This window comes from Entomomonas sp. E7T21, assembly GCF_058693955.1.
The window spans coordinates 1074700-1100458 of sequence record NZ_CP191672.1 but is presented as its reverse complement, the minus strand read 5'-3'; the positions used below and the strand labels follow the sequence as shown (position 1 = coordinate 1100458).

Genomic DNA, 25759 nt, shown 5'->3' with positions numbered 1-25759 from the left:
ATTGAAAATTAATGACCTTTGCAGTTAAACCGCAAAGTACTTAGAATGGATATATTAAAACACCAGTAAAACAAGGAGTCATTTATGTTAAATGCCTATAGAATAAAAAGAATTGTTATTACTTTACTGGCAACTACTGGTCTGTTAATAGCTGGACTTATTACTTCCTGCTCATTAATGACCCAGTCTTATATAAAGGCTCAACACACTTCAACGACAATTCCTGCTGTTTCTACCGAACACCTTATCCAGCATGTTAAACAATTATCTATTACCAATCATCCAAGAAGCTATACCCATTTAGATAATTTAAATGCAGCTGCCGATTATATTAAACAGCAATTATCTCTTTACTCAGACAAAATATCAGAGCAACCTTTTCAAGTACAAGATAATACCTATCGCAATATTATTGCTCGTTTTGGCCCTGAACAAGGGGAACGCATTGTTATAGGGGCTCATTATGATAGTTGTGGTATGACTCGTGGCGCAGATGATAATGCCAGTGGTGTAGCAGGGTTATTAGAATTAGCCAGATTATTAAAAGAGAATCCACCTACAACTCCTGTTGAATTAGTTGCTTATAGTTTAGAAGAGCCCCCTTTTTTTAGAACAGATAATATGGGTAGCTCTTTCCACGCTCGTTGGCTTGCAGAAACTAAACAATCTGTAAAATTAATGATTTCCCTCGAAATGATAGGTTATTTTAGTGATAAGCCTAACTCACAAAACTTCCCTTTTGGGTTTATGAAAAAGTTATACAGCGATCAAGGTAACTTTATTGCTGTGATTAGCAATATGGATAATAGAAAAGTAACAGGCAAAGTAAAAAGCTTAATGATGGGAGCTACAGATTTACCTGTCTACTCGCTTAATGCTCCAAGCTCTGTACCAGGTATTGATCTTTCAGACCACCAACATTATTGGAAAAATAACTTCCCTGCTGTGATGGTTACAGACACTGCTTTTTATCGTAATCATCATTATCATGAGGTAGGCGGTGATAGCTGGGATGATTTAGATTACAACCGTATGGCCAAAGTAGTACAGGGTGTTTATATTGTTGTACAACACTACTGAAATAATTCAGGTAAAAAAATGGAGAAGCCTAAGCTTCTCCACCATAGAGACCCTATGGAAAATAATAATTACATATTAGGATAAACTGGGCCACCGCCACCTTCAGGTGGAGTCCAAGTAATATTTTGTGCAGGGTCTTTAATATCACAAGTCTTACAATGAACACAGTTAGCTGCATTAATTTGGAAACGCTTAGTACCATCATCATTTTCAACTACTTCATATACACCAGCAGGGCAATAACGTTGCGCAGGTTCAGCATATTCAGGTAAGTTTTTATTGATAGGAACATTAGCATCTGCCAATTTTAGATGGCAAGGTTGATTTTCTTCATGGGTAGTATTTGATAAGAACACCGAAGACAAACGATCAAATGTAATTATCCCATCAGGTTTTGGATAATCAATCTTTGCTGACTCACTTGCTTTCTTAAGGGTATTATAATCTTGGCGAGTATCATGCAAAGTAAAAGGTAATTTACCTGCAAAGATATTTTGATCAATATAACTAAACGCACCACCCCAGAATGTACCAAACTTGTGCATAGCAGGGCCAAAGTTACGTGAGCGATATAGCTCATCATATACCCAACTATTTTTAAATAATTCTGGATAAGAAATTAATTCATCACCTGCTCGACCAGCCACTAAAGCTTCAAAAGTAGCATCAGCTGCTAACATGCCAGACTTCATTGCTGTGTGGCTGCCTTTAATTTTAGAGAAGTTTAATGTTCCTAAATCACAACCAATTAAAGCACCACCTGGGAAAATCATTTTAGGTAGAGAGTTTAAACCACCTTTTACAACGGCACGTGCACCATAACAAATACGTTTACCACCTTCTAAATATTGGCGAATAACTGGGTGCAATTTATGCCTCTGGAATTCTTCAAAAGGTGATAAGTAAGGGTTTTCATAAGATAAATCTATAATCAAACCAACCACTACTTGGTTATTTTCAATATGGTATAAGAATGAACCACCTGGACTTGCCTTCGTTAATGGCCAACCTGTGGTATGTACTACTAAACCTTCTTCATGTTTAGCTGGGTCGATTTCCCATAACTCTTTAATACCAATACCATAATGTTGTGGATCAGAATCAGCATCTAAGTTGTAATGCTTAATAAGTTCTTTACCTAGATGACCACGGCAGCCCTCTGCAAATAAAGTATATTTACCACGTAATTCCATGCCTGGTGTGTATAAGCCTTCTTTAGGGTTGCCATCTTTATCAACCCCCATATCACCCGTTAAAATACCGCATACTTTATTTTGATCATCTATTAATAATTCTTGTGCAGCAAAGCCAGGATATACTTCTACACCTAATGCTTCTGCTTGCTCAGCCAACCAACGACATAGATTACCTAAAGAAATAATATAATTGCCATGATTACGCATTGTTTTAGGAATGAACGCATCTGGAATTTTTTTAGAATCTTTCTCACTGGTAAAGAAATAAATATCATCGCGTTTAACATGAGTCTTTAAAGGTGCACCCTTCTCTTTCCAATCAGGAAATAATTCTTGCAATGCGTGAGGTTCAAATACCGCACCTGATAAGATGTGGGCGCCTACCTCTACCCCTTTCTCAACCACACAAACGCTAATTTCTTGGTTTGCTTCTATTGCTTTTTGTTTTAAACGGCATGCAGCAGAAAGCCCTGCAGGACCCGCCCCAACAATTACAACATCAAACTCCATGAATTCACGTTCCACAATATTCTCCTCACAGCTTTTCTTATTTACCGTTTAGTAATTAGGCCACTTATCAATAAACAATGTTATTTTGACTAAAACTTACTAAACCCTTTACTAATATTTACTTATTTTATCAATAAATTCTACTAATATAACTGACATTATTAAATTATTTAAGTCCATAAGTTTCACGATGCGAAATCAAATACCGATTTTCAACATATTATAGCACTATAATTTAACCTTGCTTATCAAAAAATATAGATTTTTTACTACAATAATTACAAATTCAAGATATATATCAATTAATGCTAAAGTCATTAGCCATATTGAATTAAATGTGACACTCTATCAAATATTCTTACTTTTATACTCTTTATTTTTACAGACTTTAGTAATAATAAATAATAGCATGCTCCTTAACACTACATTTTATTATGCTACATTATTTTTAAAATAACCTTTTTTTATCTATTCTCTATTACAATAGTAAATAATTTTTCTAATTAATGTTTATAAATAATGATGGATACTCCTACTCTTTTATGGTTAGTTATTATTGCTACTGGATTATTATTTTTTGTCCTTAGTAGTATTATTTGGGCATTATATAAACAACTTACTGATGCTAATTTACAACTACAAACCCTACAACAACAGCAACAGGATTATCATATTCAAGCTGAAAACTTTAAAACTCAAAATACTCAATTGAAAGAGCAAAATTTAGAGCTAAAGGCTAACAACCAAGAACTACAAATTAAATTTGAACATTTACAAACACGCCATACCCAACTGACTAATCAATATATCCAAGCCAATACGACTTTAAAACAAAAAGAAGAACATTTTGTTGAGCAAATAAAGTTATTTAATGATAATCGCCAACAATTAAAGTTAGAGTTTGAACAATTAGCCTCTCAGATTTTTGAGGCTAAAGGTAAAAGCTTTACTGAGCAAAGCCAACAATCACTGCAATCATTATTAACACCTTTTCGTGAACAAATTGCAGGCTTTCGTCATAAAGTAGAAGAAATTCACCATGCAGAAACTATTCAAAAAACAGAATTAAGCCAAGAATTAAAGCATTTAAAAGAACTCAATCTACAAATTACCCAAGAAACTCATGATTTAACCGTTGCCTTAAAAGGTGATAAAAAGATGCAAGGTAATTGGGGTGAGCTAATTTTAGAAAATATATTAGAACAAGCAGGGCTACAACCCAATAAAGACTTTAGCTTACAAAAGCGAATTTATTCTGAAGAAGGTGAACCTCAAGTTCCCGATGTAATCATCAATCTTCCGCAACAAAAGCACTTAGTCATCGATGCAAAAGTATCGCTTAATGCTTATATTAAAACCATTAATGCCGAGACTACGGAGCTTCAACAATCAGCCCTTAAAGAACATATTAAAGCCATTAGCCAACGGATTAAAGAATTATCAGAGCGTTTTTATTATAAATCACCAGATATTAATTCGCCTGAATTGGTGATTATGTTTATTCCTATTGAGCCTGCTTTTATTGCAGCTTTTAAGAATGATGAAACGTTACTGCAAAAAGCCATTGATCAAAATATTTTAGTGGCTACGCCTACTACACTGCTTGCTTGCCTCACTATTGTTAGACAACTATGGCGACTTGAAAATCAGAGCCGTAATACGATAGAACTTTCTAATATAGCAAGCAAAGTTTATGACAAACTGCGCTCTTTTTTAAGCAGTATGGATGAAATTGAAAATAACCTATCCAAAGCCCAAACAGCCTATAGAAAAGCTAAAGGCCAATTAACGGATGGCAAGGGTAACTTAGTAAAACTGGTAGATGATTTTGTAGAGTTAGGTGTAGCCGTTAAAGGTGAAATAAGTGACGACTGGCAAGAAAAAGCAGCCTTAGGATTAAGCATAGAACCACCAACTTCATAGGCCCTCTATAAAAAATCAAAGTATCATGAATAAAAAAGCCATCTTAATTGATGGCTTTTTTAAATTTAACTCTTTACTAGAACTTATCAAATACAAAAGTATAAGTGGCAATTAGACGATTTTCATCCAAGTCATTAGAAGCACCTGAACGGAAAGTTGCATTCATCCATGCTAACTCAAGATCTTTTAAAGGACCTGACTGAATTTTGTAGGCAACTTTAAAGTCACGCTCCCATTCTCTTTCCTTTTTACCATAATTAGCGCCAGCACGAGTATCGTAAACATGGCTACCTTTTAGATACTTAATAGAAGCCGTTAAACCAGGCACACCTACATCAGCAAAGTTAAAGCTATATTGGCCAAACCAAGTGCGTTGCCCTGCACTTAAGAACTTACCAATTTGGCTATCAGTCCATAAGTAGGCTGTAGATCCACCAGCACCTGACCATGCCGTACCCTGATTTAAGAAGGGAAAGTTACTATTCCCAGAAAGACTTTGATAACCGCCAGTAAGCGCATGTCCCTTTACAGTATAGGTTAATGCTAAGCTCCATGTTTGGTTATCTACCTCACCATTATTATTGTAACCTTTGATACGATAGCCTTCACCTCTACCTGAACTACTCGCATTTTTGCCATCAGAATCACTGTAGAAATAACGTACATCTGTGGTTAAATTACCTACTGGTAACGCTAAACCATAGTTTAAACCTAAGAAATGTTGTTTATAAAACTCTTTTAAATTGCCATAGTAATATTGCAGTTTTAAATCTTTGGTAACACGGTAATCTACACCACCAAAATAAAACTTATTACTAGCTATACCAGTACTCGCACCATCCACAGACATTGATTGGTTATCCGTAGAAGCACGACCTTTAACATGTTCTAACTTACCACCTACAAAGGTAAAATCTTCAAACTCATTAGAAGTAATCATACCGCCATCAAAGGTTTGTGGTAATAAACGACCATTATTACCAACTGCTACTGGCATATTAGGAATGAACGTACCATATTTTGCTTCTGTTTTAGAAATACGAATTTTAGGTGCTACCCCAAAACTACCAAAGCTATCTTCTGCTTTACCATTACGCTTTAATGGAAACATGGTTCCTGGAGTACGATCAATATTAGCCTTACCTGAACGACCACCACTGTCTAAACGAAAACCAAACATAGCCAAAGCATCAATACCTACACCTACAGTGCCTTGCGTAAAACCTGATTTATAATCAAGGATAAATCCTTGTCCCCATTCACGTGCTTGGCCAGCGTAATTATCACGATTATTATTATCATAATAATAATTTTTAGCCGTAATTGTTAATGTACTATCCTCTAAGAAACCATGCTCTTCAGCCATAGCGTTTAAAGGCAAATAAAATGTTGTGGTACAAGCTGTGGTCAATATGAGTAGCTTTTTCATAATATAAATATCCTACTATAGGCTTTGCATGGATAACACATTTTTTAAATACATCTTCACGAACACATATATCCTATTATTATAGGAAATATTATGTAAATAATTATTTAGAATATAAATATAACTGGATAAACACCTTTTTAACAATTATAAAATTAAATTATTACGGCATATTACTTGTTTTAATTTATGCCTAGCATAATATAATAACAATTAGCCTATTTATCTAAGTATTTCTTATTAGCTAATAGTCAAATAACCATATTATATTTACTATTCTTAACTAATCACTATTACTTAATACTGTACTTATTAGGAACCATAATGAAATTCACTGGCTCATCCCAATACATTGCAACAACAGATTTGCAGCTAGCTGTTAATGCAGCAATTACCCTTGAACGTCCTTTATTAATTAAAGGTGAACCTGGTACAGGTAAAACTGTATTAGCAGAACAATTAGCTGAAGCGTTTGATGCACAACTCATTAGTTGGAATATAAAATCTACCACAAAAGCCCATCAAGGTCTCTATGAGTACGATGCGGTAAGTCGTCTCAGGGATTCTCAACTAGGTGTTGAAAAAGTTTACGATATTGCCAATTACATAAAAAAAGGCAAGCTGTGGGAGGCTTTTGAAAGTGAAGAAAAGGTTATTCTGCTTATTGATGAAATAGATAAGGCTGATATTGAATTCCCTAATGATTTATTACAAGAGCTCGATAAGATGGAATTCTATGTTTATGAACTTGATAAAACGATCAAGGCTAAACGACGTCCGATTATTATCATCACTTCTAATAATGAAAAAGAATTACCTGATGCTTTTTTAAGACGTTGCTTCTTCCATTATATTGCCTTCCCTGATCGTAATACCTTACAAAAAATCATTGATGTACATTATCCCAATATCACTCAAGAGCTAGTGACAGAAGCTTTGGAAGTATTTTTTGATATTCGCGCTATTCCAAACCTTAAGAAAAAACCTTCTACCTCAGAGCTAATTGACTGGTTAAAACTATTAATGGCCGATCAAATTGATATTGCCACTTTGAGGGAACGTGATCCTACAAAATCTCTGCCGCCTATGGCTGGTGCATTACTGAAAAACGAACAAGATATTCACTTGCTTGAACGTTTAAATTTTATGAGCCGTCGTCATAGGGATTAAGCCATGTTACTTAACCTCTTTAATGAACTACGTGTAGCTAAAGTTCCTGTTTCATTACGAGAACTATTAGATTTAATTAATGCACTTAAACATCATATTGTGTTTGCAGATATGGAGGAGTTTTATTATCTAGCACGTAGTATCTTAGTTAAAGATGAACGCTATTTTGATAAATTTGATCGAGCCTTCGCTGCTTACTTTGAAGGTATTAATCAAGTGGATGTTGAGTTATTAAGTGCTGCTATCCCTGATGAATGGTTACGCAAAGAGTTAGAACGAAATCTTAGTGACGCTGATAAAGCACAAATTGAGGCGTTGGGCGGTTTAGATAAACTAATTGAAACCTTAAAAAAACGCTTAGAAGAACAAAAAGAACGTCACCAAGGTGGTAATAAGTGGATTGGTACAGGTGGCACTAGTCCATTTGGCTCAGGGGGTTATAATCCTGAAGGAATTCGTATTGGTGATGCAGGTGAACGACAAGGTCGTGCTGTAAAAGTCTGGGAAAAAAGAGAATATCAGAACCTAGATGACCAAGTAGAAATTGGTAGCCGTACTATCAAACTGGCCTTACGTCGTTTACGTAAGTTTGCCCGTACAGGTGCTAGTGAAGAACTAGATATAGATAATACCATTGAAGCTACCGCTAAAGATGCTGGACTACTGAATATCCGCATGAAACCAGAACGCCACAATGCAGTAAAACTATTACTGTTATTCGATATTGGTGGCTCAATGGATATGCATGTTGAAATGTGCCAAGAATTATTTTCAGCGTGCCGTTTAGAGTTTAAATACCTTGAGTATTTCTATTTCCACAACTTTATTTACGAAAATGTTTGGCAAGATAATCATCGTCGCCAGACTAATCGCATCCCTACATGGGATATCCTACATAAATACGGCCCAGACTATAAAGTAATCTTTGTAGGTGATGCCGCTATGGGCCCTTATGAGATAAATTATATCGGTGGTAGTGTCGAACATTATAATGAAGAGCCTGGCAGTCTATGGATGCAACGCTTTATAGAACATTATCGCAAAGTTATTTGGCTTAATCCTTACCCGCAACATGCTTGGCAATACACTCGCTCAATCGATATGGTGAAGGGATTGGTTAATAACCATATGTATCCTTTAACGTTAGAAGGATTAGAAGCAGGTATTAGCTATTTAAGCAAATAGCTAATACTCAAATAACTTCTTTAAAATCAATTAATAAAAATATTTTTCAACCATTTATTATTCCATTATGTTATTTATATATGAATAAATAGCACTTTTAAGCATAAGCAGAAACTGTTATCTTGTCACACCTTAGACTATACCCTTGTTATGTAGCTGTTTTTATAGTTTTTTAGATAAGGCAAATGGCCAAAGACATTACAACTAAGCCATTCAACAAAGTATAAAAACTAGGGGATAGCACTATCAAATGATAAAAAAGTATTTGTTATGTAGAAATAACTTAGCTGTGATTGGAAATTAAATGTATATCTATGATGAATATGATCAGAAAATTGTAGACGAACGCGTTAAGCAATTTCGTGATCAAACAAACCGCTATTTAGCAGGTGATTTAACAGAAGATGAATATCGCCCGCTACGCTTACAAAATGGTGTCTATATTCAACGTTATGCACCTATGTTGCGGATAGCAGTTCCTTATGGCTTGTTATCTTCTAAACAACTACGTAAATTAGCCAGTATTGCGCGTAATTATGATAAAGGTTATGCACACGTTTCTACTCGTCAAAACTTTCAATTTAACTGGCCTGAATTAGAAGATATACCAGATATTCTAGCTGAACTTGCTACGGTACAAATGCATGCTATTCAAACCAGTGGTAACTGTATTCGCAATACAACCACTGACCAATTCGCTGGCGTTGCAAAGGATGAAGTGATCGACCCACGTGCTTGGTGTGAAATTATTCGTCAATGGTCAACCTTTCATCCTGAGTTTCACCATCTACCTCGCAAGTTTAAAATTGCTGTGAATGGTGCTCAACAAGATCGTGCTGTAATTGAAGTACATGATATTGGTCTTGAAGCCATTCGTAATTCACAAGGTGAACTTGGCTTTAAAGTTTATGTAGGTGGTGGCTTAGGCCGTACCCCTATTATTGGCTCATTGATTAATGAATTTTTACCTTGGCCACATTTATTAACCTATCTTGATGCTATTGTTCGTGTTTACAACCGTTATGGTCGTCGTGATAACAAATATAAAGCGCGTATTAAAATTTTAGTAAAAGCGTTAACACCTGAAATATTTGCAGAAAAAGTAGCGGCTGAATGGGCAAACGCTAAAGATGGCCCAATGACTTTAACTGAAGCAGAAGTAAAGTGCATTAGCAGCCACTTTATAGCTCCTGCTTATAAGCAATTAACAGATATTGATTTTAATGAAATAGATCAACAACACCCTGGTTTTGCTCGTTGGAGACAACAAAATACCCGTCCCCATAAACAAACAGGTTATATTGCTGTTACTTTATCATTAAAAGCTACCGCTACGCCTCCTGGAGATATTAGCGATAAACAATTGGATGCTGCTGCTGATCTTGCCGACCAATATAGCTTTGGCGAAGCAAGAACAACTCATCAACAAAATATTGTACTCGCAGATGTTGAGCAAAATAAATTATTTGAACTATGGCAACAAATGCGAGAGCTAGGTTTTGCCACACCTAATATTGGTATGCTTACTAATATTATTTCTTGCCCTGGCGGAGACTTTTGCTCACTCGCTAATGCTAAATCAATTCCTGTGGCAGAAGCTATTCAACGCCGTTTTGATAATCTAGATTATTTATTTGATATAGGTGAATTAGACCTTAATATCTCTGGTTGTATGAATGCTTGTTCCCACCACCATATTGGTCATATTGGCATTTTAGGTGTAGATAAAAAAGGGCAAGAGTTTTACCAAATATCTTTAGGTGGTAATACGGGTTATAACACGGCTTTAGGTAGTGTATTAGGCCCTTCTTTTGCACAAGAAGAGATACCTGATGTGATAGAAAAGATTATTCAATTCTATCTCAAACAACGACATGCTGATGAACGTTTTATAGATACTTATCAACGCTTAGGTATGGAGCCCTTTAAGGAGCATGTTTATGCAAAAAATAATTAAAGATGCTCAGATCGTGAATGATAATTGGCATTTACTGGCTAACGATATTAGCCTTGAAAACATTGCTAATTGTGATGACGTTATTGTGCCCTTTGCTTTGTGGCAAGAACACAAACAATTACTGCAAAAACGTGATGGTCAAACTGCAGTTTGGCTAGACTCATCACAAGAAATTGAAGAATTGGCAGATGATTTAACAACATTACCCCTTATTGCCCTAGAATTTCCTGCATTTACTGATGGACGACACTATTCTAGTGCACGTATTTTACGTGATCGCTATCGATATAAAGGGGAAATACGTGCCATTGGTGATGTATTAAAAGATCAACTATTTGCTATGCATCGCTGTGGCTTTAATGCCTTTGTGGTGAGAGCAGACAAAGACATCGAAAACGCTTTATTAAGTTTAAATGACTTTACAGAAACCTACCAAGGTGCAACAGATCAGCCTTTACCATTATTTAAAAGACGCTGATACCATTTGCTATTTTCTAGTTACCCATACTAGAAAATAGTGATTTTATAGCTGTTTCCATAGTTTTTAGGACGAGGCGGATGGCTGAAGACAGTACAAATATACGACTAAGCCATTCAACAAAGTATTAAAAACTAGGGGGATAGCTAAATCTTTTTATTCCAAACCTCTATGGTATAAGCAGGCTTATCATCTTCTGCTGCAAAGCTTTGCTCTTCAGCTTTACACCACAAACTCTCATCAAACTCAGGAAACCAAGCATCTCCCTCTGGCTTAAGGTGAACACGAGTTAGATATAATTTATCTACTACATTCGTTTCTAAAGCCATGCTATAAAGTTGTGCGCCACCGATCAACATCATTTCATTAACTTGTTGAGCTGTTGCCCATTCGTTAGCACGCAGCATAGCCTTTTCTAATGTTGGATAGACTTCCGCCCCTTCTGCTACAAAATCTGCTTGTCGACTTATTACGATATTTAATCGATTAGGTAAAGGACGACCCAAAGATTCCCATGTTTTACGCCCCATAATAATGGGTTTACCTGTAGTAACCGCTTTAAAATGCTTTAAATCAGCAGGCAAATGCCAAGGTAACTGGTTATTGATACCAATAATATGATTATCTGCTAATGCTACTATAATTGATAAAGGCAACATAACATCTTATATCCATTAACAAAGTGGTACATAAGTATACCTGATAAAAAATACAGTATAAGTTTTAAATGAAATTTATCATTGTTTAATACGCTATAAATATTTAATAATACAGAAAAGATACTTCTAAAAATTTAGGAAACTAAAATATGAAACAGTCTGCTACTGCCATATGGGAAGGATCAAGAGCTGAAGGAAAAGGTGTAACCACTACACAAAGCAAACAAATAAAAAATACGCCTTACTCATTTATATCACATTTTGATGATGGTCAAAGAAAAGCTACCAACCCTGCTGAGTTAATTGCAGCTGCCCATGCAGACTGTTTTACTTTAATGTTAACAGAGTTACTCGAAGAAGCTGGCCTAATTGCTAACTATATTGAAACCAGTGCAGAGGTAACCATAGATTTTGATTCATCATCAATGACTCACTCTCACTTAACTGTAAAGGCTAGAATACCTAGTATAAGTAAAGAACAATTTGCTGAAATGGCAGTAAATGCTTCTGAAACATGCCCCGTAAGTAAATTATTAAAAGCCGAAATTAGTGTGGATTACGAATTAATTTCACTAATTAAACTATATACCCAAATTAACAACTAAACATTTGCAAGATATTAAGATATCTACTACCTATAAAATGATGGTTATCTGCTATAATGCTTAAAAACCTCACTGACAGAAGGCTACTACCATGCAACAAAATCAATTAAAACAAGCTGCTGCTCAAACTGCCATGTCCCACCTGATGCCTAAATTACAAAGTAAAAGCATTATTGGTATTGGAACAGGTTCTACTACTAACTATTTCATTGATTTACTGGCTAATCACAAAATGGATTTTGATGGAGCTGTTGCTAGTTCAGAACAATCGGCACAACGATTAAAGAAACATGGCATACCCGTTTATGATCTAAACAGTGTTGCGGAATTAGAGTTTTATATTGATGGAGCAGATGAAGTTAATAGATACCTTGAATTAATTAAAGGTGGTGGTGGTGCATTAACCCGTGAAAAAATTATCGCCGCAGTTGCAAAAAACTTTATTTGTATCGCTGACGAAAGTAAATTTGTAGACACACTAGGCGCCTTCCCTCTTCCTATTGAAGTTATTCCAATGGCACGCAGCTATGTGGCTAGAGAGATTGTTAAATTAGGTGGTGATCCTATTTATCGTGAAGGTTTTGTCACGGATAACGGTAATGTAATTCTTGATGTACATAACCTAGCTATTAACAAAGCTAAAGATCTAGAAGTAAAACTTAATAATATTACAGGTGTTGTTTGTAACGGCTTATTTGTTAAAAGACCTGCTGATTTATTATTCTTAGGTACACAAGATAAAGGTGTTCAATTGCTAACACCATAGTCTTGCTATCATTGCTTGCTATGTTGCCCCATAGCAAGCAATGTGATTTTTTTATTTGTTCTCAGAATCCAATGTTTGTATCTTGCCGCCTTTAGCAAGAAACTCTTGCATAGCGCGCTCTAAGGCATCACGATCTTTTTGCTTTGCCTCTATATTAGGCAACTCTTCCTCTTCAGTTACTGGCTTACCTATCTTTTTATTTGTTGTAGGTATCTCATCTTGCTCATTAATATCTTCTGGCTCATCACTATCAGGGCCATTATAAGCGTCTACACCTTCATCATCCTGCTCTTCAATATCATCATCATTTTCTTGTTCTAAATCATCATCAATCATAAGCACCCCATTAATCACATAAAGTTTCTAATAATATAAAATAATTTTAGTCATTTCTTCAATAAAATAGTTTAATTTTCTATAAAATAATTTCCTGAAATAGAAACGCCCAGCGAATACTGGGCGTTTTTACACATCATGTGTTAACTATTAGAGATTATAACCACGTTCATTATGAGATGAAAGATCTAAACCTATAACTTCTTCTTCCTCTGTTACACGTAATCCCATTAATTTATTAATAATAAATAAAATAATGAATGTAACAATAGCTGTGTAAGTAACAGTGACAATGACACTTAATGTTTGTATCCATACTTGATGTGTAATATTAGTAACACCAGCATCAAAACCACCTAATATTGGGGCTGCAAACACACCTGTTAAGATAGCGCCTACAATACCACCTACACCGTGTACCCCAAAAGCATCTAAGGAGTCATCATAACCTAATTTACGTTTCAAAGTAGTGGCACAGAAGAAACAAACAACACCAGAAGCAAGGCCAATCACTAAGGCACCTGCTGGCCCTGCTGTACCGGCTGCTGGAGTAATAGCGACTAATCCAGCTACTACCCCTGAAGCAATACCTAAGGCACTTGGTTTACCATGAATAATCCATTCACAAGACATCCAAGCTAATGCCGCTGCTGCTGTAGCAATTTGTGTAACTAACATTGCCATACCTGCTGAAGCGTCTGCTGCACCTGCTGAGCCAGCATTAAAACCAAACCAACCAAACCATAACATCGCAGCACCGACTAAAGTAAATGGTAGGTTATGGGGCGCCATTGCTGATGATGGATATCCCTTACGTTTACCCAACATTAAACAAGCCACTAACCCAGCAACACCTGCATTAATATGTACCACTGTTCCGCCAGCAAAATCAATCACACCCCACTCATGCATAAGACCACCATCACCACCCCATACCATATGGGCAATAGGCGCATACACTAAGGTAAACCAACATCCCATAAACACTAACATCGCAGAAAACTTCATTCGTTCCGCAAAAGCACCGACGATAAGTACAGGCGTTAATATGGCAAAGGTTAATTGAAAAGTAATCCAAACACTTTCTGGATAAGTACCATTTAAACTATCATGGCCTAATTGCTTTAAGAATAAATTATCTAAACTGCCTACAAAAGAATTGAGATTAGTTACACCTGCCTCCATTCCTGTCGTACTAAAGGCGATACTATAGCCATAAATAAACCATAGAATGGTAACCAATGCTGTCACAGCAAATGATTGCATCATCACTGATAAAATATTTTTAGCACGTACCATACCGCCATAAAATAAGGCAAGACCAGGAATAGTCATAAAAAGAACAAGTGCCGTTGAAATAAGCATCCAAGCTGTATCGCCACTATCAAGTTTTGCAGTTTCTTGTGCCATAGTGAAAGGGGTAGCTAGCGACAATAGGCAAGCCATCCCGAGTAATTTACGGAAAGATAACATGGGGTTTCTCCTGCACTGACAATTACTTAGATAGCATCATTATCTGTTTCACCAGTTCTGATGCGAATGGCTTGCTCTAAAGCTGTTACAAAAATCTTGCCATCACCGATTTTGCCTGTGTTGGCAGCTTTACTAATTGCTTCAATCACAGCATCCAGCTGGTCATCAGCAACACCTATTTCAATTTTTACCTTCGGTAAAAAATCAACCACATATTCTGCACCACGGTAAAGTTCAGTATGGCCTTTTTGACGACCAAAGCCCTTTACCTCAGTAACAGTAATACCTTGGACACCAATCTCAGATAGTGATTCTCTTACATCATCTAACTTGAATGGCTTAATAATCGCAGTTACTAATTTCATTCAAACTCTCCTCTGGCTAGATAATCCGTACAGGAGAGAAACCCCGTTGTACAGTTTATCCTATATAAGCACTTGTTTAGTACATAAAAAATTAAAAACGAAGTAAAAGTTACTTGTTAATTGGTCTATTGCAGAAAGCTTGCCAACAAAAAATAATCCTCAGACAATTTGCAAGATATTGATTATTAATAATTTTCTACAATCACCGATAAATATTGCATCTTCTTGGTGCAATATAAAGAATCAAAACTATTTATTTTGGTGCGTCATTATGTAAACTAAAAATTTTCAGTGATCTATTTATTGTGAATAGGTATATTACTAATAAAGAAAATCATAGGAGAAATACCATGGCTCTTGCTCAACTTATCAATTGTGAAAAACTAGCTAACCATTTAAATGATAAAGATCTAATTATTTTTGACTGCCGATTTTCACTTGAAGACACAAGCTATGGCGAGCAATCCTATCAAACAGGCCATATTCCTAATGCCGTTTTTATTGATTTAGATAAAGACCTCTCTAGCCCAGTTATTAAAGGAAAAACAAGTCGTCATCCTTTACCAGATACTAATCTACTCATAGAAAAACTAGCACAATGTGGTTTAAATAATGACAGTAAAGTCGTTATTTATGACAATGGACCAAGCCCTTTTGCTACAAAAATGTGGTGGACACTGGTTTGGCTAGGGAAAAGGGATAATGTATTCCTATTAGATGGTGGCTTTAAAGCATGGCAAGAAGCAGGATTACCTATTACCAGTGATAAAACGCCAGTACATATTGGTAACTTTATAGGCCAACCAGATAACTCATTATTAATTAATGCTAATGATTTAGCAAATAAGTTAGGTGATGATCAACTAACTCTATTAGATGCTCGAGCACTACCTCGTTTTCGAGGTGAAGTAGAACCAATGGATCCTGTAGCAGGTCATATACCTGGTGCCACCTGTGCTAATTTTATGGAAAACTTAGATAGTAATGGTTTCTTTTTAACTATTCCCAAGCTACAAGAGCGTTTTCAAATATTAATTAATAATAAACCTATTGATAAAGTGATTGCTTATTGTGGTTCTGGGGTTTCAGCTTGTCATAACTTATTTGCCTTATGCCTCGCTGGCTATCCATTAATTCCCCTTTATGCAGGCTCTTGGAGTGAATGGATTACTGATCCCAAACACCCTGTTGCAGTGGGTGATTAGTTTCACTATCTATTAGATAAAAATGCTATATAACCCACAAGCAAATACATTAAAATAACTTGTGGGTCATATCTTATTTACTCAAATTATTTTCTAGTAGTGGCGTTTTTAATATCAAAACTAATAACCAACGATCTTTATAGAATTAACCATTACAACTGAATTTCGTATAAAAAGCATAGTTTCTGTTTTAATTATGCAACTTATTTAGTTCTTTATTTTCCAAGCTAAAACAGTAATTTTTATTTATAATTACCAAAACACATTATCCTACTTTTATTTAACAAATAACAATGTTGCTAACTTCCTTCCTTCTTTACTTTTTCCTTGGTGCATTCGTAGGCTTTTTAGGTGCCTTATTTGGCATTGGCGGTGGTTTACTGGTTATTCCATTGTTAGTTATCTTCTTTGGCTTCGATCAACAAATGGCACAAGGTACTGCGCTGATTATGGTGGTTCCTAATGTAATTTTATCTCTTCGTAACTATCATAAGCGCGATAAAATTAATATACGTTATGCGCTTTCTTTAAGTATCCCTAGTTTCTTCTTATCATTTCTAGGTGCTTATGTGGCACTCACTTTGCAAGCTAATAAATTACAAAATATATTTGCAATCTTTATGTTTTGTTTAGCTATTTACTCAATATCACATGCCTTATTCCGTAAAAAAACAGTTTTAGGAAGTAAAGAATCAGCCTATGGATTTATCTGGTTTATCGTCTTGGGTGGGACTTGTGGATTTTTAGGTGGTATTTTTGCAGTAGGCGCAGGTGCAATAGCAACACCTGTGCTTACTTTAGTCTTTGGTCTAGCTCAATTAATTGCACAAAGCCTTGCTTTATCGCTAGCACTACCTAGCTTACTGGCTTCATTATTTATGTATTTACTGCATGGACAAGTTAATTGGGCCGTAGGCATACCCCTCGCATTGGGTGGATTAACCAGCGTTGGCTTTGGTGTGAGATTAGCCTATGCCCTCCCCCCCAAATTATTAAAAATATTATATGGCTGCTTTTTATTAGTTTGTGGCCTCTTATTATTAATTAAGTAAAAAATTATTCCTACTAAAACACTAGGACTTTATAAAAACCTTATAGTAGCGTAAACTAAACACAATAACTTAGGAGTCATTATGTCTAGTATTAATATTACAGAAGCGGCGCAAGATTATTTGGCCAGCTTACTTGCTAAACAAGACCATAAAGATGTGGGTATTAGGGTGTTTATTACCCAACCAGGTACTCCACAAGCAGAAACATGTATTTCTTATTGTCGTCCTGGTGAGGAAGATCCTTCGGATAGGGTACTTGGTTTAGCTAAATTTACTGCATGGATAGATGCAGTTAGTGAGCCCTTTTTAGAAGATGCGGTAGTAGATTTTGCTGAAGATCGTATGGGCGGTCAATTAACGATTAAAGCACCAAACTCTAAAGTACCTATGATTGATGATAGCAGTCCGCTTAACCAGCGCGTTGAATATTATTTGCAAACAGAAATTAACCCTGGACTCGCTAGTCACGGTGGACATATCAGCCTAATCGATATTGTAGATGGTAATGTGGCTATTTTACAGTTTGGCGGTGGTTGCCAAGGTTGTGGTATGGTTGATACTACCCTTAAAGAAGGTGTTGAGAAGACACTACTTGAACGTATTCCTGAACTTACTGCTGTTAGAGATGTAACCGATCATAGCAATAAAGAAAATGCTTACTATTAGGAATAATATATGCATTTTGATGAAAATGTCATTAGAAAATGGGCTTATGGCACTGATTTAGATGAAGCTGTTGATCAATTCATTGAAGATGATGATAGTGGTGATTTGTTTGATTATGAAATAGGTAGCATTTGTACTATTGAGCTTATTTGGGAATTTGCAAAAGATCCTAATTGTTTAAAAAGGCAATTTTTTTTACACGAATTAATTGATAGACTTTGCTCTATCTACCAATTACCTTTTTTTGCACTGAAACCATTTAAAGGCTCACATTTATTAGGTATTGAAAATAAAGAAGATTACCTATTAAAAGTTATTACTTATGCAGAAAACTTGTATCGTTATAATATCGTCTTAAATGATATGTTAAATAGCAATGATATTGTGATTGAATATATTCGGAATCAAGTTTTTAACTTTATAAGTATGAATCCAGAAGATTCAACATTGTTTTACAATGAAAATCAAGATCAACGACCTAACCTTCAAGATCAATACCGAAAAACTTATTATGAGAATATAAAAGCACTACATAGTGGCGTTAGACAATTAACTGAAAAATACTACCTCTAATACTGAAACTTACCAATAAAAATAGCAGGATCAACACGGGCATCATTTAGGCTCACATTCCAGTGTAAGTGTGGTCCTGTCGCCCTTCCTGTAGCACCTACTTTAGCTACTACCTCCCCCCTTTTAACCTGTTGCCCAAGCTTTACATCAATAGCTGACAAATGGCAGAACATGCTGATTAAACCTTGTCCATGATCGATAAAGAGTGTTTTACCATTAAAGAAATAATCACCCATTAAAATAATTTCCCCATCAGCAGGCGCTTTAATAGGTGTTCCTTGTGGTACAGCCAAATCTAAACCAGAATGGGGATTACGTTCCTCACCATTAAAGAAACGTCTTAAGCCAAAAGGGCTAGATAACCTACCTGTAACGGGTAGATCAAACATTACATTGCTAGGAATTCGATTGGAAAACTGTTGATAGGCTGCTAATTGTAATTTCAACTCTTTAGCTATCCGTTGTTGATTCTGCTGATCAGGATTAACTTGCTGTTTATTCTTTAACTTAATATGTTGTTCACGATAATCTTTATGAGCTACTGTAAAATTAGCTGTATAACTACCTTGTTGTCCTTTAACCATAATACTTTCAGTACCTGCTTTGGTAGTTAAAGGAATCCCAACCACAGCGATCCATTGTTTATTATCTTCATGAATCACCAATACTGGCTTATCTTTATAATAAACACTAGGCTTAGTCGTCTCTTTATCTAAGGCTACAACAGCCACACCACCTTGCACGGGTTTATTTAACAATCTTGTTATAAAACCCTCTGCATGGCAAACAGTTGCTAATAATAACGTGTTAATAAATACAATAATTCTAATCATCTTACTCTAATACTTATGCTTTAATTTATTTTCTTGGCCAATAACGTAGCAAAACGTAATTTGATTCGTTGACCATTTTCATCTTTTCTATGTAGCTCGCCTACATTCTCATTATATTTAATAATTTCCCAACCTTGGTAATACTCTTTTAATTCATTTTCTTTAAAGGTAAAAGAAAATGAGACTGGGCAAGGAAAATCCTCTGTAGACATCGCCGAAACAATTAAATTATAACCACCTATATCAGTGTGTTGTTGCATATTCTGAATAATAGCAGGAATTCGATCCCGTTCTAAAAACATTAGAACCACAGTAGAAAGAATAAAACCATAATTGTCAGTGATTGTAGCTTCGTTAATATTATAAGGAGCTACCTTGATACCTTGTATATTTTCTTTAGTTACCACCTCTTGTAAACGCTCAATATTTTGATCTACGGAGGTAACATCAAACCCTAGTAAATGGAGGAACAAAGAGTTTCTACCACCACCACAACCTAAATCTAATGCTTTACAGGGTTTAACTATTTTTACTGCTTCTAAAACCTCTGAATGGGTTTTAGTTAAATCATATTTTTTATGCGTATAATCTTCTGCTTTACAATAAAATCCTAATTGGCATTCTAAATCATCTGAACAACTCACTATCTTATGCCATTGTTGAGGTTCTATAAAAGGAGGCTGATTAGCAACAGAAAAACTAAATTGCTCAATTATATCGCCTTGCTCTGTTAACATGGCAAACTCTAATGAGCCCTGCAAAATAACTAATTTTGCCCATGTTCCTTGTTGAGTATTGTGCTTTTCTTTAAAGCCTTCTGGTAAGGTAGTATTTGTCCAAACAGGCATTTTTTTATAACAAACTAATTCTTCCATCACTTCCTCTACGTATTAATACATAACTAAATAGAATAACTATTTAGATAATAGTTGACTATTATTGTAGGATATTGGGATCAACTATACTATTGATTAAACGCATATAAAAATTAAAGTAAATCTAACTTATTGTTTTATTTTAATAATAAAAAAAACCTATTTAATATAAATAGGCTTTAGTTAATTATTCATTACTATTTTGCTTACTAATTCCAGGTTCAATATCAACTTCTCTAATCTTGAAGTCTGCTCCTTCAGGTACATATTCAATAGTAAAATCTGCCTCTTGATCAACAAAATTCCACTCTCCACAATTGGCAGGCAAATCATTTAATTTCACATCCAAATCTGCGGACATTTCAACTCTCTGTACAGTAATATCTGCATTACTGTCTACTATTTTAACATTACCGTAGAGAGGAATACCTTTAAATGTGCAGCGTTCCTTATCTATTCCCTCTGCCAATGTATAATTAGCAAAACTAGCGAATAAAACCATTAAGCCACTTAATAAGAATAATTTTTTCATTACTTAACCTTAGTTTAATAAAGGAAACTTCTAACTATTTAATTAAAATACTCTTTCAAAGTTTGAATAACTAGTTAAATCAGCTAAATATTATTACAACATTTTATATTATTTATAATAGTGATATGCAAAGATTAAAAGTAATACACAAACTACATACACTATTGCAGTATAAACAATACTATAAATAATAAATCTAATTTTAGTTTCAATATTAAATAAAAATACTGTACAAATAGCTACCAGTATTGTCATCATCACTTCCGCTAACAGTAGTCTTTGAAAAACTTCACCCTCAACTGTATCCGTTTTTATATGATAGTCTGGAATGATTAAACTACTTATAAAAAAAACACAAGCTACTGTGAGTAAGAATACAATTATTGCATTTGTATTAAAACTTTTCTTGCTAAGTAAGATTAATGCTCCAATAAAATAAACTATTGCTAATAAAGATTTTATAAACTCGCCATTCTTAAAAAATAAAATCAACGTATAGGCAAAGAAAATATAACAAATAACAATTAAATCATCACTTTTGTATAAGGGTTTTTTCTGTACTAATGAGTTTTTTAACATCACTAATGAAAAAACAACAAGTTTCAATGAGATGATTACTCCAATTAGAATGATTGCAAATAGCGTAAGAAATACTAATGCTAGACCTTCTTCCATGTAATTAATCCCTTTAATCTCTAGAAAAGCTTATTGCCAAATAAGCTTTTCAAATAATCTATTTTTTCTTCAATTGCTTAGCATTTGCAAATAAAGCAGCCATTGCATTGTTAGGTGGTGGAGTACTTGCCTTAGGTGCCTGTGGTTGATGAGGTTTATTATTACCACCTCTATGAGCTTGTCTATTATTGCCAGCAACACCTTCTATTTTCTCACCTGGTGTATCACCTAAACGCATAGACAACCCTACTCGATTACGAGGAATATCCACTTCCATTACTTTAACTTTAACAACATCGCCTGCCTTTACTACCTGATAAGGATCTTTTACAAAATTCTCCGACAAGGCGCTGATATGTACTAGGCCATCTTGATGAACCCCAATATCCACAAATGCCCCAAAGTTAGTCACATTCGTTACAACACCTTCTAAGATCATACCTAATTTAAGGTCTTTTAACGTTTCCACCCCTTCTTGGAATTCAGCTGTTTTGAATTCTGGACGAGGATCACGACCTGGTTTATCTAATTCTTTTAAAATATCTGTTACGGTTGGCAAACCAAAGGTTTCATCAGTAAATTTGCTTGGGTCTAATTGTTTTAAGAAAGTAGAATCACCAATTAGAGAGCGAATATCCTTACTTGTTTCTTTAGCAATACGTTCCACTACAGGATAAGCTTCAGGATGCACGGCTGATGAATCAAGCGGATTAGTCCCACTCATTACACGCAAGAAACCAGCGGCTTGTTCAAAGGTTTTTTCACCTAGACGGCTCACCTTTTTTAGCTCATTACGCGTTTTAAAAGCACCATTACTATCGCGATAACTTACAATATTTTGGGCAATAGTCGTATTTAAACCAGAGATACGTGCTAATAAAGCAGAAGAAGCAGTATTTACATCTACACCCACTGCGTTTACACAGTCCTCTACTACCGCATCTAATGAGCGCGCTAGTTTAAGTTGTGATACATCATGTTGATACTGACCAACACCAATAGACTTAGGATCAATTTTTACCAATTCTGCTAATGGATCTTGTAAGCGACGGGCAATAGATACTGCTCCCCTTAATGATACATCAAGCTCTGGAAATTCTTTAGCCGCTAATTCAGAAGCAGAATAAACAGAAGCACCTGCTTCGCTCACCATAATTTTAGTCATTTTTAAGGTAGCATATTTTTTAATAAGCTCTGCTGCTAACTTATCTGTTTCACGGCTTGCTGTACCATTACCAATCGCAATTAAATCCACATTATGTTTAGCACATAGTTTTGCTAAAGCATTAATACTGCCATCCCAATCATTTCTCGGAGCATGAGGATAAATAGTACCTGTCTCTAATAATTTACCTGTAGCATCTACCACAGCCACTTTAACACCCGTTCTTAAACCAGGGTCTAAACCCAATGTTGCTCTTGGGCCTGCTGGTGCAGCAAGTAATAGGTCATGCAGATTACGGGCAAATACACTTATCGCCTCATCTTCTGCTTTTTCTCTTAATTCACCTAATAAATCTGTTTCTATATGATTATAAAGCTTAACTTTCCATGTCCAACGCACTACCTCAGATAACCATTTATCTGCTGCTCGGCCTTGATCTTTAATATTGAACCAATCAGCTATCATTGCCTCACAAGGATGACTTTTAGTTTCCTCATCCCCTACGATCAATGAAGCAGATAAAATACCTTCATTACGACCACGGAAAATAGCCAGTGCACGATGAGAAGGCGTAGTTTTTAGAGGTTCATTATGTTCAAAATAATCACTAAATTTAGCTCCCTCTTGCTCTTTACCTTCAATAACACGCGCAGCTAAAGTAGCCTCTTGCTTCATAAAGTGACGTAATTTTTCTAATAGGTTAGCATCTTCAGAAAAACGCTCCATTAAAATATATTTTGCACCATCTAATGCTGCTTTAATATCAGCTACACCTTTGTCCACATTGATAAAATTAGCAGCTTCTGTTTCTGGATCTCTACTTGGCTCATTAAATAATAAATCAGCGAGTGGTTCTAAACCTGCTTCGATAGCAATTTGCCCTTTGGTACGACGTTTTGGTTTATAAGGTAGGTATAAATCTTCTAGGCGGGTTTTAGTGTCTGCCTGCTCAATTTCTGTTTTTAATTCTGGGGTTAATTTACCCTGTTCTTCAATGCTAGCTAAAATAGTGGCTCGACGCTCATCTAACTCCCTTAAATAACGCAATCTTTCTTCTAATAACCGTAATTGTGTATCATCTAAACTGCCTGTTACTTCTTTACGATAACGAGCAATAAAAGGAACCGTTGCTCCTTCATCTAATAAAGCCACCGCAGCAGCTACTTGATTAGGAGATACCTTACCAGAAGGCAATAAAGATAATTCTTCAGCAATACGATTATTTATACTATTCATAAATTCTCAACAATAACAAACCATCAAAACAAAAGGTCGCTAGTATAGCAACCTTCAGTGTTAACAATAACAATTTATACTTTAATAAGAGGAACAATCATTACCCTGGAAATTTACACCTACAACACGGTCCTCAAAGACTTCAAAAGTTGTTTTACAATGATGTTTATATATCCTATCAGGAGTACCTCTATGTACAGTTCTAGAAACCTTATTATCTTCAACCTTAGTTTCATAAACAGGATCATCTCCTTGAATGACTGTTTCATCATATGTTGTATAGACTAGAAACTTATGACCATTCATCTCAAATATTTGCTGTGGTGGCCCCCAATCTCTAATAAGATCTACTGATGCTGCATTCACCCAACCATTTACCTTAACTCGGTATTTTTCTTCAGTAGGAATAATGCACCCAGACAATAATATTACTGCCAGTATAATAACCATTTTTTTCATGAGTCTTAAGCAATCCTCTCTTTAAACACTCTATATAGTTAACCAAAAAACCAATAACAAATCAAAATAGAAGTAATTACTCCTACTAAGTCACAGAATAAAGCGCAACCAACCGCATGACGTACACGCTGGATACCCACTGAACCAAAATAAACAGCTAATACATAGAACGTTGTTTCAGTACTACCTTGCATCGTAGCAGCTACCAATGCAGGGAAACTATCAACACCATAATGTTGCATAGTTTCTATCATCATGCCCCTAGCACCACTGCCAGAAAAGGGTTTAACTAATGCTGTAGGCAAAGCATCTACAAAGCGTGTATCGGTACCAAAAAAATGAAATAACTGACGAATTAACTCTAAAAAATAATCTAATGCACCAGAAGCCCTTAATACTCCTATAGCACAGAGCATTGCTACTAAATAGGGTAATAAATTCTTGGCCACATCAAATGCTTCTTTGGCTCCCTCAATAAAAGCATCATAAACAGGTACTTTACGATAAGCCCCCACAGATAAAAACAACAGAATAATACCAAACAGTGTGATATTACCTACTAAAGAAGAGAAAGTGGCTAATGATGTATTCTCTAGCCATAACAAGTGAATTAATTTATTAATCAAATAATAGCTTGAGGTAGTCAAGCCAACTGAAATACAAACAAATACCCCAATAAAGAAACCTATTCCTGCAAACCATAATAAAACTACTGGGTCTAATAATCTTAGGCGTTGCATTAAGGCAACGCTTAACAACCCTGCTAAAGTTGAAGCACTGGTAGCGAGTAAAATAGGTAAGAACACCATTGTTGGATCAGGTGCATTATATTTCGCCCTGAAAATAAAAATCGTAATTGGTAATAAAGTTAATGATGAGGCATTTAACACCAAAAATAAAATTTGCGCATTAGTGGCTACAGTTTTAACTGGATTTAACTCCTGCAAGGACTTCATTGCTTTAAGCCCTATAGGCGTAGCAGCATTATCTAGCCCTAATGCATTGGCTGTAAAATTTAAAGTAATTAAGCCGATAGCTGGGTGACCCTTAGGAACTTCTGGCATTAAACGTTGAAATAAAGGGCCTAATAATTTAGCCAATATTTCAATAAGCCCTGCTTTTTCTGCTATTTTTAATAACCCCATCCATAAGGTTAATGTGCCAAATAGCACAATCATAATATCTACTGACGTTCTAGCCATCTCAAATAGGCTTGCCACCATATTAGCAAATACTTCGACATCGCCACCTAAAAGGCGAATCACTGCTGCAATAGCCGCAATTACAAAAAAACCTAGCCACAGGTAATTAAGCATTAGGCATCCCTTAATTATTAAAGAGAAAAAGATTTAAGAT

General features: G+C 35.4%; 25 protein-coding genes. 12 read left to right on the top strand and 13 right to left on the bottom strand.

Annotation, left to right across the window (positions count from 1 at the left end; all coding sequences use genetic code 11):
• The first annotated feature begins 84 nt into the window (after nt 1–84).
• Nucleotides 85–1080, top strand: coding sequence for a M28 family peptidase (locus ACQVD9_RS05235; protein WP_264745023.1), 996 nt, complete (start codon nt 85–87; stop codon nt 1078–1080).
• Nucleotides 1081–1148: 68 nt separating this feature from the next.
• On the opposite strand, the gene ACQVD9_RS05230 is transcribed toward ACQVD9_RS05235, so the two are convergent.
• A complete protein-coding gene (locus ACQVD9_RS05230) occupies nt 1149–2801 on the bottom strand; it encodes an electron transfer flavoprotein-ubiquinone oxidoreductase (RefSeq protein WP_264745022.1) in 1653 nt (550 codons plus the stop codon).
• Nucleotides 2802–3305: 504 nt separating this feature from the next.
• Here ACQVD9_RS05230 and ACQVD9_RS05225 point away from each other — a divergent pair.
• Nucleotides 3306–4709: a DNA recombination protein RmuC gene (locus ACQVD9_RS05225; RefSeq protein ID WP_264745021.1), complete on the top strand. Its 1404-nt coding sequence runs from the start codon at nt 3306–3308 to the stop codon at nt 4707–4709.
• A gap of 76 nt (nt 4710–4785) precedes the next feature.
• Here ACQVD9_RS05225 and ACQVD9_RS05220 read toward each other — a convergent pair whose 3' ends face one another.
• Entirely contained in the window at nt 4786–6138 is a 1353-nt protein-coding gene (locus tag ACQVD9_RS05220; protein WP_264745020.1) for an OprD family porin, read from the bottom strand.
• Between the two features lie 324 nt (nt 6139–6462).
• On the opposite strand from ACQVD9_RS05220, the gene ACQVD9_RS05215 reads away from it, so the two are divergent.
• From ACQVD9_RS05215 to ACQVD9_RS05200, 4 genes are all read left to right on the top strand, one after another.
• The gene (locus ACQVD9_RS05215; protein WP_264745019.1) at nt 6463–7308 is read left to right on the top strand and encodes an AAA family ATPase; all 846 of its coding nucleotides are present in this window, start codon (nt 6463–6465) and stop codon (nt 7306–7308) included.
• Between the two features lie 3 nt (nt 7309–7311).
• Nucleotides 7312–8493 (top strand): vWA domain-containing protein, encoded by a 1182-nt coding sequence (locus ACQVD9_RS05210; protein ID WP_264745018.1) that lies wholly within the window; start codon nt 7312–7314, stop codon nt 8491–8493.
• A 304-nt stretch (nt 8494–8797) separates the two neighbouring features.
• Nucleotides 8798–10450, top strand: a complete 1653-nt coding sequence (locus ACQVD9_RS05205) for a nitrite/sulfite reductase (RefSeq protein WP_492089225.1) — start codon at nt 8798–8800, stop codon at nt 10448–10450.
• Nucleotides 10434–10928 carry a DUF934 domain-containing protein gene (locus tag ACQVD9_RS05200; RefSeq protein ID WP_264745016.1) on the top strand — a complete coding sequence of 165 codons (495 nt, stop codon included), beginning with the start codon at nt 10434–10436 and terminating at the stop codon, nt 10926–10928. The genes ACQVD9_RS05205 and ACQVD9_RS05200 overlap by 17 nt, the downstream gene beginning before the upstream one ends.
• Before the next feature lie 146 nt (nt 10929–11074).
• On the opposite strand, the gene ACQVD9_RS05195 is transcribed toward ACQVD9_RS05200, so the two are convergent.
• Nucleotides 11075–11587: a dihydrofolate reductase gene (locus tag ACQVD9_RS05195; protein WP_264747795.1), complete on the bottom strand. Its 513-nt coding sequence runs from the start codon at nt 11585–11587 to the stop codon at nt 11075–11077.
• Between the two features lie 149 nt (nt 11588–11736).
• Here ACQVD9_RS05195 and ACQVD9_RS05190 point away from each other — a divergent pair, with 149 nt between their 5' ends.
• The gene (locus ACQVD9_RS05190; protein ID WP_264747794.1) at nt 11737–12192 is read left to right on the top strand and encodes an OsmC family peroxiredoxin; all 456 of its coding nucleotides are present in this window, start codon (nt 11737–11739) and stop codon (nt 12190–12192) included.
• Nucleotides 12193–12283: 91 nt separating this feature from the next.
• On the top strand, nt 12284–12958 hold the full coding sequence (gene rpiA / locus ACQVD9_RS05185) for a ribose-5-phosphate isomerase RpiA (RefSeq protein ID WP_264747793.1): 675 nt from the start codon (nt 12284–12286) through the stop codon (nt 12956–12958).
• Nucleotides 12959–13009: 51 nt separating this feature from the next.
• On the opposite strand, the gene ACQVD9_RS05180 is transcribed toward rpiA, so the two are convergent.
• The 3 genes from ACQVD9_RS05180 to glnK form a co-directional block, all read right to left on the bottom strand.
• On the bottom strand, nt 13010–13294 hold the full coding sequence (locus ACQVD9_RS05180; RefSeq protein ID WP_264747792.1) for a hypothetical protein: 285 nt from the start codon (nt 13292–13294) through the stop codon (nt 13010–13012).
• Between the two features lie 150 nt (nt 13295–13444).
• A complete protein-coding gene (locus tag ACQVD9_RS05175) occupies nt 13445–14740 on the bottom strand; it encodes an ammonium transporter (protein ID WP_413774187.1) in 1296 nt (431 codons plus the stop codon).
• 53 nt (nt 14741–14793) lie between these two features.
• On the bottom strand, nt 14794–15132 hold the full coding sequence (gene glnK / locus ACQVD9_RS05170; RefSeq protein ID WP_201094173.1) for a P-II family nitrogen regulator: 339 nt from the start codon (nt 15130–15132) through the stop codon (nt 14794–14796).
• A gap of 350 nt (nt 15133–15482) precedes the next feature.
• Here glnK and ACQVD9_RS05165 point away from each other — a divergent pair, with 350 nt between their 5' ends.
• The 4 genes from ACQVD9_RS05165 (at nt 15483) to ACQVD9_RS05150 (ending at nt 18628) form a co-directional block, all read left to right on the top strand.
• Complete coding sequence (locus ACQVD9_RS05165) at nt 15483–16337, top strand: sulfurtransferase (protein WP_264747790.1); 855 nt, start codon at nt 15483–15485, stop codon at nt 16335–16337.
• Nucleotides 16338–16630: 293 nt separating this feature from the next.
• Entirely contained in the window at nt 16631–17389 is a 759-nt protein-coding gene (locus ACQVD9_RS05160; RefSeq protein ID WP_264747789.1) for a sulfite exporter TauE/SafE family protein, read from the top strand.
• An 81-nt stretch (nt 17390–17470) separates the two neighbouring features.
• On the top strand, nt 17471–18055 hold the full coding sequence (gene nfuA / locus ACQVD9_RS05155; RefSeq protein ID WP_264747788.1) for a Fe-S biogenesis protein NfuA: 585 nt from the start codon (nt 17471–17473) through the stop codon (nt 18053–18055).
• 9 nt (nt 18056–18064) lie between these two features.
• Nucleotides 18065–18628, top strand: a complete 564-nt coding sequence (locus ACQVD9_RS05150) for a hypothetical protein (protein ID WP_264747787.1) — start codon at nt 18065–18067, stop codon at nt 18626–18628.
• On the opposite strand, the gene ACQVD9_RS05145 is transcribed toward ACQVD9_RS05150, so the two are convergent.
• The 7 genes from ACQVD9_RS05145 to ACQVD9_RS05115 all read right to left on the bottom strand — a co-directional run bounded on the left by ACQVD9_RS05145 (nt 18625) and on the right by ACQVD9_RS05115 (nt 25719).
• Nucleotides 18625–19461, bottom strand: a complete 837-nt coding sequence (locus ACQVD9_RS05145) for a M23 family metallopeptidase (RefSeq protein ID WP_264747786.1) — start codon at nt 19459–19461, stop codon at nt 18625–18627. The genes ACQVD9_RS05150 and ACQVD9_RS05145 overlap by 4 nt on opposite strands.
• Nucleotides 19462–19481: 20 nt before the next feature.
• Nucleotides 19482–20336 carry an SAM-dependent methyltransferase TehB gene (gene tehB / locus ACQVD9_RS05140; protein WP_264747785.1) on the bottom strand — a complete coding sequence of 285 codons (855 nt, stop codon included), beginning with the start codon at nt 20334–20336 and terminating at the stop codon, nt 19482–19484.
• A 187-nt stretch (nt 20337–20523) separates the two neighbouring features.
• Nucleotides 20524–20868 (bottom strand): 7(1) septoil knot domain-containing protein, encoded by a 345-nt coding sequence (locus ACQVD9_RS05135; protein ID WP_264747784.1) that lies wholly within the window; start codon nt 20866–20868, stop codon nt 20524–20526.
• A gap of 108 nt (nt 20869–20976) precedes the next feature.
• A complete protein-coding gene (locus ACQVD9_RS05130; RefSeq protein ID WP_264747783.1) occupies nt 20977–21543 on the bottom strand; it encodes a hypothetical protein in 567 nt (188 codons plus the stop codon).
• 58 nt (nt 21544–21601) lie between these two features.
• Entirely contained in the window at nt 21602–23944 is a 2343-nt protein-coding gene (locus tag ACQVD9_RS05125) for a Tex family protein (RefSeq protein WP_264747782.1), read from the bottom strand.
• 81 nt (nt 23945–24025) lie between these two features.
• Entirely contained in the window at nt 24026–24367 is a 342-nt protein-coding gene (locus tag ACQVD9_RS05120; protein WP_264747781.1) for a hypothetical protein, read from the bottom strand.
• A 74-nt stretch (nt 24368–24441) separates the two neighbouring features.
• Nucleotides 24442–25719: a nucleoside recognition domain-containing protein gene (locus ACQVD9_RS05115; protein WP_264747780.1), complete on the bottom strand. Its 1278-nt coding sequence runs from the start codon at nt 25717–25719 to the stop codon at nt 24442–24444.
• Nucleotides 25720–25759: the final 40 nt, after the last annotated feature.